This is a genomic window from Nocardia sp. NPDC020380 (assembly GCF_044386975.1).
Lineage (GTDB): Bacteria > Actinomycetota > Actinomycetes > Mycobacteriales > Mycobacteriaceae > Nocardia.
This window is the reverse complement of record NZ_JBIRVQ010000022.1, coordinates 92,687-106,883: the sequence shown is the minus strand read 5'-3', so window position 1 is coordinate 106,883 and position 14,197 is coordinate 92,687. Positions and strand designations below refer to the sequence as shown.

Below are 14,197 nucleotides of genomic sequence, written 5' to 3'. Positions count from 1 at the left end.
CCGATGAAAACCAGCTACGTGACCACGATCTCGCTCGACGAGGACCGCCTCGCCAAGGACCTCGCCCAAGCCGAGACCTTCCGCTACTCCGAGGCCTACAGCAACTACCTCATCGGCGGCCCGTGGAAGAACGCCATGCTCTGGGCCGCCGGCGGCGACACCGGCAGCGGTCTGGTCACCGAATACGCCTACGAGCAACGCCCGACCTTCACCGATTACGGCGCGCGCCTGCCCTATCTGCAGGACATCATCAGTGCCGTCGCCGAACCGGACCTGCTCCAATTCGTGCGCCTGGCCGTGGTTTCCGACAGCGTGATCATCCCGCACCGCGACTACCTCGAACTCGGCGAGCTGCCCGAGGATCAGCGCCCCGCGCATCGGCTGCACATCCCGCTGATCACCCACGACAACTGCTTCTTCAGCGAAGACAACACCGTCTATCGCATGCGCGCAGGCGAAGTCTGGTTCTTCGATGCCGCCCAAGTGCATTCGGTGGCTTCCTTCGAGCGGAAGGCGCGCATCCATCTCATCTTCGATTTCGCGGACCGTCCGGATTCCGGCCCGCTGTTGCGGCTCGCCAACGCCAGCACCGGCGACCGTTTCCCGGCCGAATCGCGCATCACTCGCCCGCCCCTGCCCGACTCCCGCCGCCAGGAGCTGCGGCGTCTGGCCGATCTGCTCACCATCGACAACTATCGCGACGTCTTCAGCCTCGTCATCAAGACCCACTTCCGCTTCGACGGCGGCGAGGACTTCGCCTGGGACACCATGACCGCGCTCGCCCGTGCCTGCGCCGATCCCACTGTCCTGCCGCAGATTCAGGAGTTGCGGCAGTACTTCACTCTCGATCGTTCCGACAGCAAGGAGTAATTCCGATGACCACTCGACTCACGGTCGGTGACCGGCTCGACGCCAGCCCGATCTACCGCGCCTTCCGCGAACACCCGTTCTTCGCCGGCGTCGACGACGCCGACCTGAGCAAGGAGCAGGCCGCCATCCTCATCGAACAGTGGTGGCACCCCTTGCATTACTTCCCCACCTTCCTGGCGCGCTGCGTGGCGGTCCTGCCCGATATCGCCGCCAAGAGCGCCATCACCCGCATCCTCAATCAGGAGGCCGGCGGCGGCGCGGTCGAGAAGGCCCACGAGGTCATCTACACCGAGTCGATGCGCGCCTGCGGATTCGACGCCGGCCGCGTCACCGGAACCGCGCCCTACCCGGAAACCGCCGCGCTGGTCGAAGGCTATCGGCGCGCCTCCGAGGCACCCGAGAGCGCACTGGGATTCATCTTCGCCACCGAGAACACCGACCTGCTCATGGTCTCCAGCATCGGCAAGGCCATCGTGCACACCACCGGCGTCACCGACAACGCCTGGGTCTCCATCCATGTGCAGCAGGAACCCGATCACGTCGAGGAGGCCAATCACGCGCTGCTCACCGGAATGACTCCGGCGCAAGAGGATACGGTCTTGCAGGCCGCCGACGAGATGTGGCAGCTGTGGATCGGATTCTTCGACCGGCTCGCCGCCGAGACCGGCGTCGGGGCCGGTCGCTGAGCGAGGTGCGCCGTGGACGATATCCGGGCCACCTATCTGCGTTTTCCCGGCTGGACACAACACTTCTGGACCTGGCAGACCGGCCGGGCCCTGCCTGGACAGCGTCCACTCATCCGGCACGGGTGGGCCAGTTATCTGGCCCTGACCCTGGCCATCTTCCTCACCGGCCTGGCCGTGTCCACGGTGGCGGTCAGCATGATGTTCCCGCTCTGGTACCTGGCCCTGTTGGTGGGCTGGGTGCTGACCGTGCACGGCGAACGGCTCATGGTGCTGGTCATCGCCCATCAGGCCCTGCACCGGCGATTCTCGGGCAGTAAACGCCAGGACGCGTTCTGGGGTGAGGTCGTCACCGTGCTGTCGGTGTTCCACACCTTCGGCGACTTCAAGGAGGAGCACTTCGACAATCACCATCGCCGTGAGGTTTTCGCGACCGCCGCCGACCCGCCGGTGCAGTTCCTGCAGGCGCTCGGATTCCGTCCGGGGCTGAGCCGGGCCGCACTGTGGCGGCGGGCGTGGCTGGTGTTCCTCTCGCCGATGTTCTACTGGCACGGGTTCACCGGCCGCGTGGGCAGCAACCTGCACGGAAAGCCGTGGCGGATGGTCGGTTTCGTGGGTTGGATCGGCTGGTGGCTGTCACTGCCGTTCTGGCTGCCGCACGGCTGGCTGGTGCTGCTGCTGGCCTTCGTTGTACCGGTGATCCTGTTCGCCCAGTTGAGTGCGCTGCTCGATCGACTCGGCGAGCACACCTGGCTGGCGCCGCGCGATCCCCAACTGGGCCACCGCTTCTACACCGCGTCCAACACCGCCGCCCGCTTCTGCGGGTCGGCGGTACCCGCCCGCGGCGGCGGTCCGCTGGCCTGGCTGCGGTGGACCGCGGTCAACTTCGGCTACCACCTACCCGCTCGGCTGCTCGTCGTGGTGGGAGATCTGCCCAATCACGATTACCACCACCGCTATCCGTCCACTCCGGAGTGGACGACGGCCGCCTATGCGCGCCAGCACGATATCGACACCGGGCCGGAAGGCCCGCCATACCGGGAGGTCTGGGGCATGGGAGCGGCGATCGACCTGATGTTCCGCAGCCTGGCCGGCCGCGAGGAGGACTTCGGCAATGCACCATCACATCGTTGACACCTTCGCCGACGCGGAACACGCGGGCAATCCTGCCGCGGTGGTACAGGTGGCCGAGTTCCCATCGGCCATCGAAATGCAACAGACGGCACATCGGATCGCCTTGCCGACAACGGCTTTCGTGATCGAGTCCGGGCCGGGCGAGTATCTGGTGCGCTGGTTCACCCCGTTCAAGGAGATCAACCTGTGCGGCCACGCGACGATCGCCAGTGCACGGGTGCTGCTCTCGGGCAGCGACCGTGACCGGCTCGCCTTCGTGGCCGGCAGCGCGGTGCTGCACACGGAACGGATCGGCGAGCTGATCGCCATCGACCTGCCCGCGGCGGCGCTCACCGTGTGCGAGCCGCCGCCAGGGCTGCTCGCCGCGCTCGGGGTCGAGGCGGCCGTGTCGTGCGCAGTATCCAGTGACGACATTTTGGTCGAGGTCGATTCGGTGGAGGCGGTGCGCACGGCCACACCGGATTTCCCGGCCCTCGGCGCCCTGCCCTATCGCGGCCACATCCTCACCGCCCGCACCGATTCCGGCGGGGACGGAACCGATTTCGTCTCCCGCACCTTCTTCCCCGCACTCGGGGTGAACGAGGACCAGGTGTGCGTCACCGCGCACTGCAAACTCGGCCCCTACTGGGGTGCGCGACTGGGCCGGGACACGCTGCACACGGTCCAGCTCTCCGAGCGCGGCGGCCGACTCGAGGTGCACAACAACGGCGATCGGGTCCAAGTGCTCGGCAGTGCGGTGCTGCGCGGCGAGGTGCGCGAGGACCGTCCACTCGAGGGTGCTCGGCAATGAACGCGCGCCCTCGCAGCGCTAATAGTCGAAAGCGTCTGGCAATGAAGGCGCAGGCCCTCGCGCTGCTGTTGTTCGAAGGCGCGCGGCGATGAGCGCGCATACCCTCGCGCTCCTGGTGCTGGATCTCGCGGTGATCGCCGCGGTGGCTCAGTTGCTGGGCCGGCTGGCCCGGCGGCTGGGTCAGCCGCCGGTGATCGGTGAGATCCTCGGCGGGATCCTGCTGGGGCCCACCCTGTTCAGCGGCGCGGTGACCCACGCGCTGTTTCCGACGGCGGTACTGCCGTCGCTGACCGCGCTGGCCAACATCGGAGTCGGCGTGTTCATGTTCCTCATCGGCGTGGAACTGGACCGGAACCTGTTGCGCGGTCAGGGCAGAGTGGCGGCGGGGGTGGCGGCGAGCGCGATCATCGTGCCGTTCGGCCTCGGAGCTGTGCTGGCGCTGTATCTGTATGGCCATCATCCCGGGACTTCGCGTACGGCGTTCGTGCTCTTCTTCGGCACTGCGATGGCGGTGACCGCGTTCCCGGTGCTGGCCCGCATTCTCGCCGACCGAGGGTTACTGCGTACTCCTATCGGCGCGCTCGCACTGGCTTGTGCCTCGTTGGACGACCTTCTGGCTTGGTCACTGCTGGCGGTGGTCGCGGCGAACGCCTCCAGCGTGGCCGGGCTGTGGCGGATCGCGCTGATCGTGCCCTTCGCGGCGGTGCTGCTGTTGGTGGTTCGGCCCCTGCTGGCCCGGCTGGCGCGGCGCCTCGACGCGTTGGATCGGGATGACCGCGCACTGGACCGGGATGGCCGACCGTGGGCAAGAATCCCCGCGTGGGCGGCCGCGGTGGCTGTGATCGGGGGCGGCTTGTGGTTGTCGGCGCAGGCAACCCAATGGATGGGCCTGCACTTGATCTTCGGCGCATTCCTGTTCGGGGTGGCGATGCCGCGCGAGCACGCTGTGCGCCTGCGTGAATGGGCAATCCCGAAGGTACGCGCTGTCTGTGCCGTCCTGTTGCTGCCGGTGTTCTTCATGTCAGCAGGCCTGAACGTGAACCTGTCGAACTTGGATGCGGCGGCGTTCGGCGAGCTGGGTCTCATCCTGCTGGTGGCGATCGGCGGCAAGGGGTTGGGCGCGTACGCGGGGGCCCGATTCAGCGGTGTGCGAGTTCGGCATTCGGCTGTGCTGGCGATCCTGATCAATACTCGTGGGCTCACCGAACTCATCGTGCTGACCGTCGGCCGGCAACTGCATGTGCTCGATGGCCGGTTGTATTCGCTGATGGTGGTGATGGCGTTGGTGACGACCGCGATGACGGGAGTGCTACTGCGCCTTGTCTATCCGGAAGCTCGCGCACAGGCGGACATGGCCCCGCGTGCCACGATCGAGGGAAGAGAGGCAATGTCGTGACGACACAACAGGATCGTCGGCGGGTCGCCGATAAGTGGCTGCCACGCCCGCCGACACCGACGGCAACCGGGCGGGTGTTCTGCCTGCCACACGCAGGATATGGAGCCGGCGTATTCGCGTCCTGGCCACTACAACTCGGCGGAGTCGACTTCCTCCCTGTCGAATTGCCGGGCCGCCTACCACGTTTCGGTGAACCGGTGCCGGGAAGCTTCGAGGAGTTGGCCGCCCAGATGATTACCGGGCTGACTCCTTGGTTCGACGTCCCGTTCGCTTTCTTCGGCCACTGCTGGTCGGCGCTGCTGGCGTATGAGGTGACCACGCAGTTGCAGTCCGCAGGCGGTCCGATCGCCGCAAGGTTGTACGTCTCATCACAATTGGCCCCGCAAGACGGACCGGTCGGCCGAATGTTAACCATGACCGACGACGAACTGACCGAGGAACTCGAGGCCACCATCCGCGCCCAAGGCAACGAGCCGCAACGCGAACTGGTCTCCCTGTACCGCACCATGCTGCGCGCCGATATCGAGGCCAGCCGCCGATACGTGGTCCCGCGCCCCCTGCGGTTGCACTCCCCCATCACCGCGATAGGCTGGCGCGCCGATACCGAAGTGCCACCGGAATTGATGGCTGGCTGGCCGAGGTGCGGGGACACTACATTCACGGTGTTCGACGGTGTGCACGAGCGCTTCACGCAAGCCCCTGCGGAGCTGCTCGAGACCCTGCGCGCCGGACTCTGAAAGCGAATCATCCAGAGACCGTAAGGTTTTGGTCGGCAGACTCGGTGGGCGCCGCGCCACCGAGACCGACGGACCCCTCCGTGGACACGACGGCAGGCGCATTCAGCAGCCGGGAAGTGTCCGGGGAGGTCTTGTGATTCGGACGGATCTACTCATCAAGTCGCCGTTGTTTCTCATGGGTCTACGTCAGACTTTGAACGCGGCAGGAATCAAAGTGGTCGCGGTACGCGCCACCGCTGAGGAACACCCCTTCTGGCTGGCCGACACCGCATTGATCGACGCCGCGGTCCTGTCGGCCACCGGAGATCTGAGCCCCATCACCGAAGCCGCGAAATCGGCCGCGGTGCTCGTCCTCGACGAGGAGGAGGGCACCGTCGCCGACGAGCTCTACCTGCAAGCCGGCGCCACCGGGGTGATCGGCAAATCGGAACCGGGCGAAAGCATCGTCCGCGCAGTCCGGCTGGTCTCCTCCGGCGCCGCCACCCGCAACGAAGCGGCATCACCCCCACCCGAACCCGCCCACACCGGCGGCCGCCGCCTGTCCTCCCGCGAGACCCAGGTATTACGCCAGATCGCCCACGGCCTGACCCACGCACAGATCGCGGTCCGCCTCGGCATCAGCCCACACACCGTCGACACCTATGTACGCCGCATCCGAGCCAAACTCGGCGTGGGCAACAAGGCAGAGCTGACGCGTGCAGCGTTGCTCGGCCAGCTCGACCGCGACCCCGTCGATGAGATGCCGACCAGGCCGCACGGATTGCATTCGGCGACAGTCGGTCTGCGGTCCAAGGTCATCGCCCAGCGGGAAAGCCGTTGAGCCATGGACGAGAAACTGATCGTGGTAGACGAAATACCCACATTCCGTGCGGGTTTGACCACTGTCCTGGAACGTGGCGGCTTCGAGGTCGCCGAGCCGGAGGCGACAACCGCCTGGATCCACCGCCATCCGGTCGATGCCGCGGTAGTAACAGCCCACACCACCGACATGCGACCGATCCGCGAGCTCGCGGCGGGCTTCCCGCATCTGGTGGTGGTCTCGGTGCTGGTGTCGGCGGGGTACTCCGATTTCCGCAGCGCCCTTCGCGCAGGTGCCCACGCTGCCGTCCGCTGGGATTCTCCCCCGGACGAGATTGTCGCAGTGGTCCGCTCGGCCATCGCCGGCCAAACCGTCTTGCCGACCCGGGTAGTCCAATCCCTCGCCCGCTCCTCCCTCGGCGCCCCCGACCGTGGCGTCCTCCGCACCGAGGAAGTCCGCTGGCTCCGCGCCCTCGCCCACGGCACCTCGGTGGTCCGCCTGGCCCGAGAGGAAGGCTATTCCCAACGCGAGATCTTCCGCCGCCTCGCAGATGTGTACGCCCGCATGGGCGCCCGCAACCGCCACGAGGCAATCGCCCTCGCCAGCCAATGGGGCCTCCTCTCGGACCCGAGCGAGTCCGCCCCCGACCACCGCGCCGCTGTACTCCCGCTGCGGGTCACGAAGTAGCGAAATCAGCCGTTGACGGCGACTTTCCAGAGGTAGCCGGCGAGGTAGCCGAAGTACCCGCCCCACTGCGCCTCGGCGGCTCCGACATGCCAAGTCTCATCGCCACACACGTCGCCAGGTAGTGCATGCCGCACCACCCGGGCATGCACTCTGCAGAGACCCCATGTGCATTCTGCACATCGATGTGTCAGCTTCAATCCGCGTATCTCATAGCAAGATTCGCGCTACGACCACTGCTTCACTCGGACGATGTCCATCCACTCGGGCGGCCACGTAGCCAGCGCCACGATCGCCATGATGACCAGATGCAGCGGCGCCGCGAAACTCTCCTTCCGCCCGTGATGGTTGATGATGTGCGTGACCACAGCACCGGTCAGCACAAGTATCAGGACGACGGCGCCGAGGAATCGCGCCTCGCGGTACGGGAGCGCCAGCAGCACCGCGCACCCGCCTTCGAGCCCGCCGACGACGAACCGGAACCAAGCAGGCCAACCCCATTCAGGGAACCTGACCGAATACGCAGGCCCGAAAAATGTCGGCCCTGGCCAGAACTTGGTTATCGCCCCCATCAGGAACTCGAAGGCGAGGAACCACAGAAAAGCAGCCGCGACCCATCCGGGCCAAGTGTGTGCGTAAGTCATACGTCGCTGACCGCCCGCGCGGTCACAACGTGACAGCGGCGCGATTCCAATGTCCGAACGGCTCTTCCTGTGCCTCGACACCGCCCAACCGATGCCCTGCACGTGCTTACGATTGATTCATGTGGGAGATGATTGCAACTGCAGTCCGAATCGCCGACTGGAACGAGACACCCGAGCAAGAATTCGACGACGGCAGCAAGATCACTCGCGCCCACGTCACACTGACCGAGGGAACCGATGAGCTGACCGCCGGCACCCTCGACATGACGCTGTTCTACCGCCCCGACGGCACGGGCGCTTTCTCCTCGCTCATGCGATTGACAGCCGAAATTGCCGGACGCCCAGGCACATTCGCCCTCAGCGGCACCGGCGGCTTCAACGACGTAGCATCTCTCAACCTCATGAACATCATCCACAGCTCGGGCACGGGCGAGCTCGCCGGCATCAGCGGGCATTTCGAGAGCAACTCCAGGCGCACCGATTACCCCTTCATGCGAATGGAGTTGCGGTACCAGCTCCCTTGAAGCTGTCACGCACCCGACGTCGGGCTTCACAGCGGCTGTCGGTCGTAACCCCTACTCTCGACCCGTGTACACCATCGACTTCGTGGAGTTCCCCTCCACATCGGCAGGCGCGTCGAGCGCGTTCTTCGAGAAGGCCTTCGGCTGGACGGCGACCGCCTACGGTCCCGACTATGCCGACGTGCAGGGCGCCGGGATCTCGTTGGGCTTTCAGGCGGACGCCGAGGAGCGGCCCGCGGCGCCGCTGTTGACCGTTCACACCGACGACCTCGAGGAAGCGCGCCGTGCCGTCGAGGGTGCCGGCGGGGTCATCACGGTCGAGCCTTTCGATTTCCCTGGCGGTCGCCGCTTCCACTTCCGCGAGCCGGGCGGTGCCGAGCTCGCCGTCTGGTCGCGAACCGTGCAGGCGTGATGCCTCGGTAGATCAGCCCTCAAGCTCCGAGCAACGCACGGAAAGCCGCATCGCGCTGACCGAATCGGGCGGCGCGATGCGGTGGAGGGGCAACATCATCGGGCAGCTTCCCTGGAGTTCGAAGCGGTCCGTGGCGGGTGGCCGAATTGAGCTTTGTAGGCGCGGCGGAAGTGGCTGGTGTCGGCGAAATGCCAGCGCTCGGCGACCTGAGCGACGGTGGCTGCGTGGCGGAGAGCGTCGCGGGCACGCTCGAGCCGGCGTCGGCGCACGTAGGCCATCAGGGTTTCATCGGTCGTGGCGAACGCACGGTGCAGGGTCCGTACCGATACGCACAGTGCGCGGGCGATCATCGCGGGCGCCAGATCCGGTTCATGTAGATGGGCTTCGGTGAACGAGGTCGCCGCAGCGATCAGTGAGTCGGTGAGCAGCGGATCGCCGACGCGCACGCCGCCCGCGATCAGGCCCGCCAGCAGGACGACAAGGGCGTCGCGTGCGGCGGCGGATCCTGGCGCGCCGCGTCCACAGCGCTGCTGCTGCCTCGCGCCACGCTGGTCGAACACGTCGGCGACCGAAACATGGCCCCGCTCACCATCGTTCCGCAAACCGACGACGAAATAGCCACCAGCGCAGACAACTACCTCACGACCGAACTCGCTGAGCGACTCGAACACCAGCCGGTCGCGTTCACCCTTCGCGTGCAGCTGGGAGAAGCCGACGATCCGACCCACGACCCCACCATCGCCTGGCCCGACCAGCGCCGCGAGATCACCGCTGGGCGCCTCGAACTCAGCGCGCCCGTCGACGACCAGGACCATTGGGAAGCAGAAGGATTCGGTCCCACAAGATCAACGCCGGGAATCGAGCTGTCCGATGACCCCATCCTGGCCTTCCGCGCTCGGGCATATGCCGAATCGCTCAATCGGCGCAGTGGCGAGCCGAGCATTCACGGATCCATGTAGCCCTATTCGGGAAGCTCCGCGCTTGCTGAATGCAACAGGCGGGATCGGTCTCGGTGGGTTCTTGATCACTCCGGCGTCTGGTGAGAGTCCGCGATCCCGGCCAGTATCCGACGCAGCCCCTGCGAGAACTGTTCGGCCGCACTCGGATCGGCGGCTTCGATGAAGCGCGAAACCTGGGGATACGCGCCGCTCCCGATGATCTTGCGCAGGTACGGGGCGACGGCGGCGCGCCACTGGTCCTCGGTCTGACCGGTGCGCCGCTGGGTCTCCTTCTCGGAGATTTCACGCATGACCGCGCCACGTACGTAGTCCCGGATCAGCCCGACAGCCGAGGCGGCGTCGGCGATGTCGGAAGTAAGAGGAGCGGCCGCGGCAAGGGCGTGTTCCAGGCCGCGCAGCCAGTTCGGACCGAGCAGTGGCCGGGTGGCCAGCAGCGGGGCCAGCCACGTGTGGCGCAGCCACAGCTCGCGCACGTGATGGGCGTAGTCCTCGAGGTCGGCACGCCAGTCTCCCGTCAGCGGCACTTGGTCGCCATGTACCGCATCCGCCATGAGGTCGAGCAGGTCGTCTCGGCCGTCCACGTAGCGGTAGAGCGTGGTCGTGCCGGTCGACAGCTCGGCGGCGACGCGGCGCATCGACAGCGCGTCGAGCCCCTCGGCATCGGCGATGGCGACGGACGCGTCCACGATCCGCTCCACGCTCAGGGCCTGGCTTTTCGGCCGGTACGGCTCACGGTCCCAGATAAGCGACATGGACGGGAGTCTACAGACATGGGTACAGTGTGCCCATGAATGGGAACACTGTGCCCACTGATGTCTTGATCGCAGGCGGCGGATCCGTCGGACTGATGCTCGCGGTCTTGTTACGCCACCACGGCGTCAAAACCCTTGTCGTCGAAGAGAAACCGGGACTGTCGCCCCATCCCAGGGCTACCGGCATCGGGTCGCGGTCGGTGGAGATCCTGCGGGAGGTCGGCCTGGAACAAGCAGTCAACGAGGCCGCGGTCGACTTGCAAGCAGGCAAGATCAAAGGGCGCACCCTCGCCGAGGCCGACTTCGCCGAAGCCGCAGAGTGGAGGGCGAAGAGCTCGGCCGAGATCACCTACACCCCAGCCCGGATCCGCGGCACCTGCGCCCAGAACCGGCTCGACCGCGTCCTGATCACCAGGGCCGGCGACGTGGAATTCGGCGCGGCCCTCGACTCATTCGAGCAAGATTCCAGCGGCGTCACCGCGACCCTGTCCGACGGACGTGTCGTGCGGGCGCGCTACCTGGTGGGCGCCGACGGCGTGCGCAGCCGAGTCCGCCAGATCCTCGGCGTCGGCGTCACCGGTCCCGGCGTGATGGGCCGGGAGACAACGAGCATCCTTTTCGATGCCGACCTGCATCCGCGAAAGCCGTTCGCAATGTGCAACATCGAGCACCCGGACGCACCCGGCCTGCTGGTCACCGTCGACGGCAAACACGAGTGGGTCTTCCTCACCACCCTCGACACCGACCCGACACCCGACCTCCTCCGCACCGCGATCGGCGACCCCTCCATCGAGGTGAAAATCCGCAGCGTGCTCAAGTTCCGAGGACGCGGTCAGGTAGCTGATCGTCTCTCCGTCGGCCGAGTCTTCCTGGTAGGCGACGCCGCCCACGCCATCCCCCCACTGGGTGCCTTCGGCCTGAACGCCGGCATCTCCGACGCACACAATCTCGCCTGGAAACTCGCCCACGTACTGCGCGATGAAGCCGGCCCCGAACTCCTCGAGACCTACCACGAAGAACGCCATCCCGTGGCCGTCATGACAATGAGCCAGGCATACTTGCGATTCAACGATCCATCCCTGCACTGGGGCAAGGACATGGCAGAAGCGCGCAGGGTAGCGGGAGCGATCAACGCACCGGTCGTGCACATGGGCTACCGCTACGGCAGCACCGATCTCCCCTCCACCGAGGACATCACCCTCAACCTCGACGGCTCACCGGGCTCCCGCCTGCCGCACATGTGGGTAACCGACGGCGTGTCCACACTGGATCTGGTCCGATCGCAGTGGTGCATATTCACGGCCGATCCCGAAGTGGCAGCAGACATTCCGGTACATCTCGTCGATGGCTGGCCGTACGGAACGCTACTGGTCCGCCCAGACGGTTTCGTAAGCCGTTCGTAGGCCGCAGCAAACGTTATTGGATTGCCTGCGCGGTGATCAGCTTTCGGGCGCTGTATCGAAACGACGCGATTGCCGCATCTGCGGACATACGACCGGATGACACCTCGGATCCCGCGGCATGACCGAGCGCCATCACGGCCGTCAGCAGCCATTCCGGTGCGTGATCGGCGTCGAATTCACCGGTGGCCTGGCCACGGCGGATGAGTTGATCGAGCGGTCCCAGTACCGGTGCGTGCGCATCGCGATCGTCGGCCGGATCGGCCGGGGGCAAATGCAGCAACATCGGATAGCGCGCCATGATGCGCCAGCAGACGTCGAGAAACCGTTGCAGGGCTTCACTTGCCGGACCCTGGTCGAGGCAGGCCGCATCGATGTCGGCCACGACTTCCGCCGTAATGCGCACGACCGCAGCCTGAATCAGCGCGTCTCTCGACGGAAAGTGGGCGTAGACCGTTTGCCGGCTCACACCGGCGGCGGCAGCGACATGCTCGAGACTCGCGTCGGGTCGCTCGCCGAGTACCCGTATCGCGGCATCGAGTACCGACTCGACGCTGCGGCGAGCGTCGCTCCTGCGGCGGCGGATCGAACCCGTTTTCTCTGACATACTTGTCAAGCTTAGCCGACGAGCCTAACCTTGACAGTATTGTACGAGTTATCTGAAAGGCGCAGGTAAATGGCTACTTCCAGTACCCTTCCCGGCCGCGACATCGCAGCCTATCTCCGTACCTATGCGACGGAAATGGCCTTCAGCGCCGAACCGCCCGAAGTCATCGTCGATCGGTACCACACCCCCGATATCGTCTGGCTCAGCGACGGCCACCCGATGGACCGAAACCGATTGGCAGCCCACGCCAAACCGAGCCGCAAGAACGTCACCCAATGCCGGGTCGATGTCACCGAAGCCCTCACCTCGGGCGACCACGTCGCGGCTCGCTACACGATCACCGCCACGATGCGCACCGGCGTCACGATCGCCACGGAGGTATACATGTTCGGCGACCTCGCCCCCGACGGTCGGCTCCGCCGGGTCGACGCCATCACGCGCGACCTGCCCCGAGCGAAAAAGGCTACGCCAGAAGTTATTTCCGACCACTAGGGAGGAATGCGCCACACAGGCGCGGCTGGGCACGCGGTCAGCCGGCTGCCCCCGCTGCTGCTCGACGACGAGGAAACCGTCGCAGTCGCCATCGGCCTGCGCACCACCAGCGGTGGCCCCGGCATCGCCCAGGCTTCCCAGCGTGCCCTCGCCAAACTCGAACAGGTCCTGCCCTCGCGACTACGCCATCGGCTCGACACCTTGCAGCGATCCATGGTTCGCATCGAACCCGTTGCCTCGCAAGTGGATCCGGACACGCTGATCGCAGTCACCGGCAGCTGCGATCGACACGAACGCCTGCGCTTCGACTACACCAACCACACCGGCGGTGAATCGCAGTGGGACGTCGAACCCCACGCGGTGATCAACCTGTATCAGCACTGGTACCTCGTCGCCTACGTCCCCACGCTCGATCAATGGCGTTCCTTCCGCGTCGACCGACTCCTCCCCCGCATCCCGACCGGCCCCCACTTCGACCCCCGCACTCCACCCGAAGGCGACTACACCACCTACCTGCTGCACCGAATGTCGGTAGGCGCCTGGCCCTTCCAAACCACCATAACCCTGCACGCCTCGGCCACCGAACTCGCCGACCAGGTCTGGCCCGGCATGGGCATCCTCGAAGCCGTCGACGACACCCACTGCCTGTTCCACACCGGCGCCGACACCCCCGCCTCCCTCGCCTGGATGATCACCTCCCTCGGCACCGACTTCACCGCCACCGGACCACCCGAACTCCTCGACGAACTCCGAACCCTCGCCCAACGCTGCCAACGCGCCCTACCCACCTGACATTGTCAGTTTGCCGGAGTGGTGAAGGCGCGGATGGTGTCCTCGACTCGTAGCCGCGCTCCGGAACGGTCGTATGGTTCGGCGCCGTCGAGGATGTCGTCGAGGATCATGGCGCGATCCAGGGTGGCTGGGACGCGGTGGGCTTCTCGTGCGCTCACCACTACCGCGAGCAGGACTGTGGCGTAGACGCGTGAGCGGGGAACGGTCAGTCGCCATCCACGGGTTTCCAATTCTCGGATCCGGGACTCCACGGCGTCGAGAACGTCTTGGATGACTTGCAATTCGATCTGATGGGGGTCATCGGGCGACGCCGTCGCATTCGATTGCGGATACATGTCCTCACCCGGCCCGATGGCGGCCGTGCCGGCGGTGGGTGTTGGTGACGGGAATGCGGTGAAACTGTCCGCCACCCGCGATAAGGGACGAACCACTCCGCGTGGCCGTGCTTGCCGTGCGGTCGGTCCCGATCGCCCATGCGATCGCGGCGGCGCACAGAAGTAACGCGGTGATGACCGAGAGCAATTG

19 protein-coding genes and 1 pseudogene are annotated in these 14,197 nt (G+C 66.2%); 14 read left to right on the top strand and 6 right to left on the bottom strand.

The features are described from left to right. Window positions 1-3: 3 nt before the first annotated feature. From ACH438_RS41760 to ACH438_RS41725, 8 genes are all read left to right on the top strand, one after another. Window positions 4-870 carry an aspartyl/asparaginyl beta-hydroxylase domain-containing protein gene (locus tag ACH438_RS41760; protein ID WP_397015962.1) on the top strand — a complete coding sequence of 289 codons (867 nt, stop codon included), beginning with the start codon at window positions 4-6 and terminating at the stop codon, window positions 868-870. A gap of 5 nt (window positions 871-875) precedes the next feature. Next, a complete protein-coding gene (locus tag ACH438_RS41755; protein WP_397015960.1) occupies window positions 876-1,556 on the top strand; it encodes a TenA family transcriptional regulator in 681 nt (226 codons plus the stop codon). 12 nt (window positions 1,557-1,568) lie between these two features. Next, window positions 1,569-2,687 (top strand): fatty acid desaturase, encoded by a 1,119-nt coding sequence (locus ACH438_RS41750; protein ID WP_397015958.1) that lies wholly within the window; start codon window positions 1,569-1,571, stop codon window positions 2,685-2,687. Next, window positions 2,668-3,477: a PhzF family phenazine biosynthesis protein gene (locus ACH438_RS41745; protein ID WP_397015956.1), complete on the top strand. Its 810-nt coding sequence runs from the start codon at window positions 2,668-2,670 to the stop codon at window positions 3,475-3,477. The genes ACH438_RS41750 and ACH438_RS41745 overlap by 20 nt, the downstream gene beginning before the upstream one ends. An 88-nt stretch (window positions 3,478-3,565) precedes the next feature. Continuing rightward, a complete protein-coding gene (locus ACH438_RS41740; RefSeq protein ID WP_397015954.1) occupies window positions 3,566-4,873 on the top strand; it encodes a cation:proton antiporter in 1,308 nt (435 codons plus the stop codon). Then, window positions 4,870-5,610 carry a thioesterase II family protein gene (locus ACH438_RS41735; protein WP_397015952.1) on the top strand — a complete coding sequence of 247 codons (741 nt, stop codon included), beginning with the start codon at window positions 4,870-4,872 and terminating at the stop codon, window positions 5,608-5,610. The genes ACH438_RS41740 and ACH438_RS41735 overlap by 4 nt, the downstream gene beginning before the upstream one ends. 133 nt (window positions 5,611-5,743) lie before the next feature. After that, a complete protein-coding gene (locus ACH438_RS41730; RefSeq protein WP_397015950.1) occupies window positions 5,744-6,430 on the top strand; it encodes a LuxR C-terminal-related transcriptional regulator in 687 nt (228 codons plus the stop codon). A 3-nt stretch (window positions 6,431-6,433) separates the two neighbouring features. Beyond that, window positions 6,434-7,096, top strand: coding sequence for a hypothetical protein (locus ACH438_RS41725; protein ID WP_397015948.1), 663 nt, complete (start codon window positions 6,434-6,436; stop codon window positions 7,094-7,096). A gap of 224 nt (window positions 7,097-7,320) precedes the next feature. On the opposite strand, the gene ACH438_RS41720 is transcribed toward ACH438_RS41725, so the two are convergent. Then, window positions 7,321-7,737, bottom strand: a complete 417-nt coding sequence (locus ACH438_RS41720; protein WP_397016004.1) for a DoxX family protein — start codon at window positions 7,735-7,737, stop codon at window positions 7,321-7,323. 119 nt (window positions 7,738-7,856) lie between these two features. Here ACH438_RS41720 and ACH438_RS41715 point away from each other — a divergent pair, with 119 nt between their 5' ends. Further along, window positions 7,857-8,261, top strand: a complete 405-nt coding sequence (locus ACH438_RS41715; protein ID WP_397015946.1) for a DUF3224 domain-containing protein — start codon at window positions 7,857-7,859, stop codon at window positions 8,259-8,261. 64 nt (window positions 8,262-8,325) lie between these two features. Next, window positions 8,326-8,670, top strand: a complete 345-nt coding sequence (locus ACH438_RS41710; RefSeq protein ID WP_397015944.1) for a VOC family protein — start codon at window positions 8,326-8,328, stop codon at window positions 8,668-8,670. A 95-nt stretch (window positions 8,671-8,765) separates the two neighbouring features. On the opposite strand, the gene ACH438_RS41705 is transcribed toward ACH438_RS41710, so the two are convergent. Next, complete coding sequence (locus ACH438_RS41705; RefSeq protein ID WP_397015942.1) at window positions 8,766-9,230, bottom strand: helix-turn-helix domain-containing protein; 465 nt, start codon at window positions 9,228-9,230, stop codon at window positions 8,766-8,768. A 15-nt stretch (window positions 9,231-9,245) separates the two neighbouring features. On the opposite strand from ACH438_RS41705, the gene ACH438_RS41700 reads away from it, so the two are divergent. Continuing rightward, on the top strand, window positions 9,246-9,629 hold the full coding sequence (locus ACH438_RS41700) for a catalase (RefSeq protein WP_397015940.1): 384 nt from the start codon (window positions 9,246-9,248) through the stop codon (window positions 9,627-9,629). Between the two features lie 65 nt (window positions 9,630-9,694). On the opposite strand, the gene ACH438_RS41695 is transcribed toward ACH438_RS41700, so the two are convergent. Beyond that, window positions 9,695-10,381: a TetR/AcrR family transcriptional regulator gene (locus ACH438_RS41695; protein ID WP_397015938.1), complete on the bottom strand. Its 687-nt coding sequence runs from the start codon at window positions 10,379-10,381 to the stop codon at window positions 9,695-9,697. A gap of 35 nt (window positions 10,382-10,416) precedes the next feature. Between ACH438_RS41695 and ACH438_RS41690 the strand changes: the two genes are divergently transcribed. Next, window positions 10,417-11,784, top strand: coding sequence for an FAD-dependent monooxygenase (locus ACH438_RS41690; RefSeq protein ID WP_397015936.1), 1,368 nt, complete (start codon window positions 10,417-10,419; stop codon window positions 11,782-11,784). A gap of 13 nt (window positions 11,785-11,797) precedes the next feature. On the opposite strand, the gene ACH438_RS41685 is transcribed toward ACH438_RS41690, so the two are convergent. Together ACH438_RS41685 and ACH438_RS41680 are read right to left on the bottom strand one after the other, a co-directional pair. After that, window positions 11,798-12,166 (bottom strand): hypothetical protein, encoded by a 369-nt coding sequence (locus ACH438_RS41685; protein WP_397016006.1) that lies wholly within the window; start codon window positions 12,164-12,166, stop codon window positions 11,798-11,800. A gap of 36 nt (window positions 12,167-12,202) precedes the next feature. Next, window positions 12,203-12,388: pseudogene (locus ACH438_RS41680) on the bottom strand (helix-turn-helix domain-containing protein); the annotation flags it as partial. A 69-nt stretch (window positions 12,389-12,457) separates the two neighbouring features. On the opposite strand from ACH438_RS41680, the gene ACH438_RS41675 reads away from it, so the two are divergent. Both ACH438_RS41675 and ACH438_RS41670 read left to right on the top strand, forming a co-directional pair. Next, window positions 12,458-12,880, top strand: coding sequence for a nuclear transport factor 2 family protein (locus tag ACH438_RS41675; RefSeq protein WP_397015934.1), 423 nt, complete (start codon window positions 12,458-12,460; stop codon window positions 12,878-12,880). A 6-nt stretch (window positions 12,881-12,886) separates the two neighbouring features. Further along, window positions 12,887-13,672 carry a helix-turn-helix transcriptional regulator gene (locus ACH438_RS41670; protein ID WP_397015932.1) on the top strand — a complete coding sequence of 262 codons (786 nt, stop codon included), beginning with the start codon at window positions 12,887-12,889 and terminating at the stop codon, window positions 13,670-13,672. A gap of 5 nt (window positions 13,673-13,677) precedes the next feature. On the opposite strand, the gene ACH438_RS41665 is transcribed toward ACH438_RS41670, so the two are convergent. Further along, entirely contained in the window at window positions 13,678-14,082 is a 405-nt protein-coding gene (locus ACH438_RS41665) for a hypothetical protein (protein WP_397015930.1), read from the bottom strand. Window positions 14,083-14,197 lie beyond the last annotated feature (115 nt).

Coding starts and splice junctions, on each gene's coding strand:
- ACH438_RS41760 (WP_397015962.1), top strand. CDS start 4: ATGAAAACCAGCTACGTGACCACGATCTCGCTCGACGAGGACCGCCTC.
- ACH438_RS41755 (WP_397015960.1), top strand. CDS start 876: ATGACCACTCGACTCACGGTCGGTGACCGGCTCGACGCCAGCCCGATC.
- ACH438_RS41745 (WP_397015956.1), top strand. CDS start 2,668: ATGCACCATCACATCGTTGACACCTTCGCCGACGCGGAACACGCGGGC.
- ACH438_RS41740 (WP_397015954.1), top strand. CDS start 3,566: ATGAGCGCGCATACCCTCGCGCTCCTGGTGCTGGATCTCGCGGTGATC.
- ACH438_RS41725 (WP_397015948.1), top strand. CDS start 6,434: ATGGACGAGAAACTGATCGTGGTAGACGAAATACCCACATTCCGTGCG.
- ACH438_RS41720 (WP_397016004.1), bottom strand. CDS start 7,737: ATGACTTACGCACACACTTGGCCCGGATGGGTCGCGGCTGCTTTTCTG.
- ACH438_RS41715 (WP_397015946.1), top strand. CDS start 7,857: ATGTGGGAGATGATTGCAACTGCAGTCCGAATCGCCGACTGGAACGAG.
- ACH438_RS41700 (WP_397015940.1), top strand. CDS start 9,246: ATGGCCCCGCTCACCATCGTTCCGCAAACCGACGACGAAATAGCCACC.
- ACH438_RS41695 (WP_397015938.1), bottom strand. CDS start 10,381: ATGTCGCTTATCTGGGACCGTGAGCCGTACCGGCCGAAAAGCCAGGCC.
- ACH438_RS41690 (WP_397015936.1), top strand. CDS start 10,417: ATGAATGGGAACACTGTGCCCACTGATGTCTTGATCGCAGGCGGCGGA.
- ACH438_RS41675 (WP_397015934.1), top strand. CDS start 12,458: ATGGCTACTTCCAGTACCCTTCCCGGCCGCGACATCGCAGCCTATCTC.
- ACH438_RS41670 (WP_397015932.1), top strand. CDS start 12,887: ATGCGCCACACAGGCGCGGCTGGGCACGCGGTCAGCCGGCTGCCCCCG.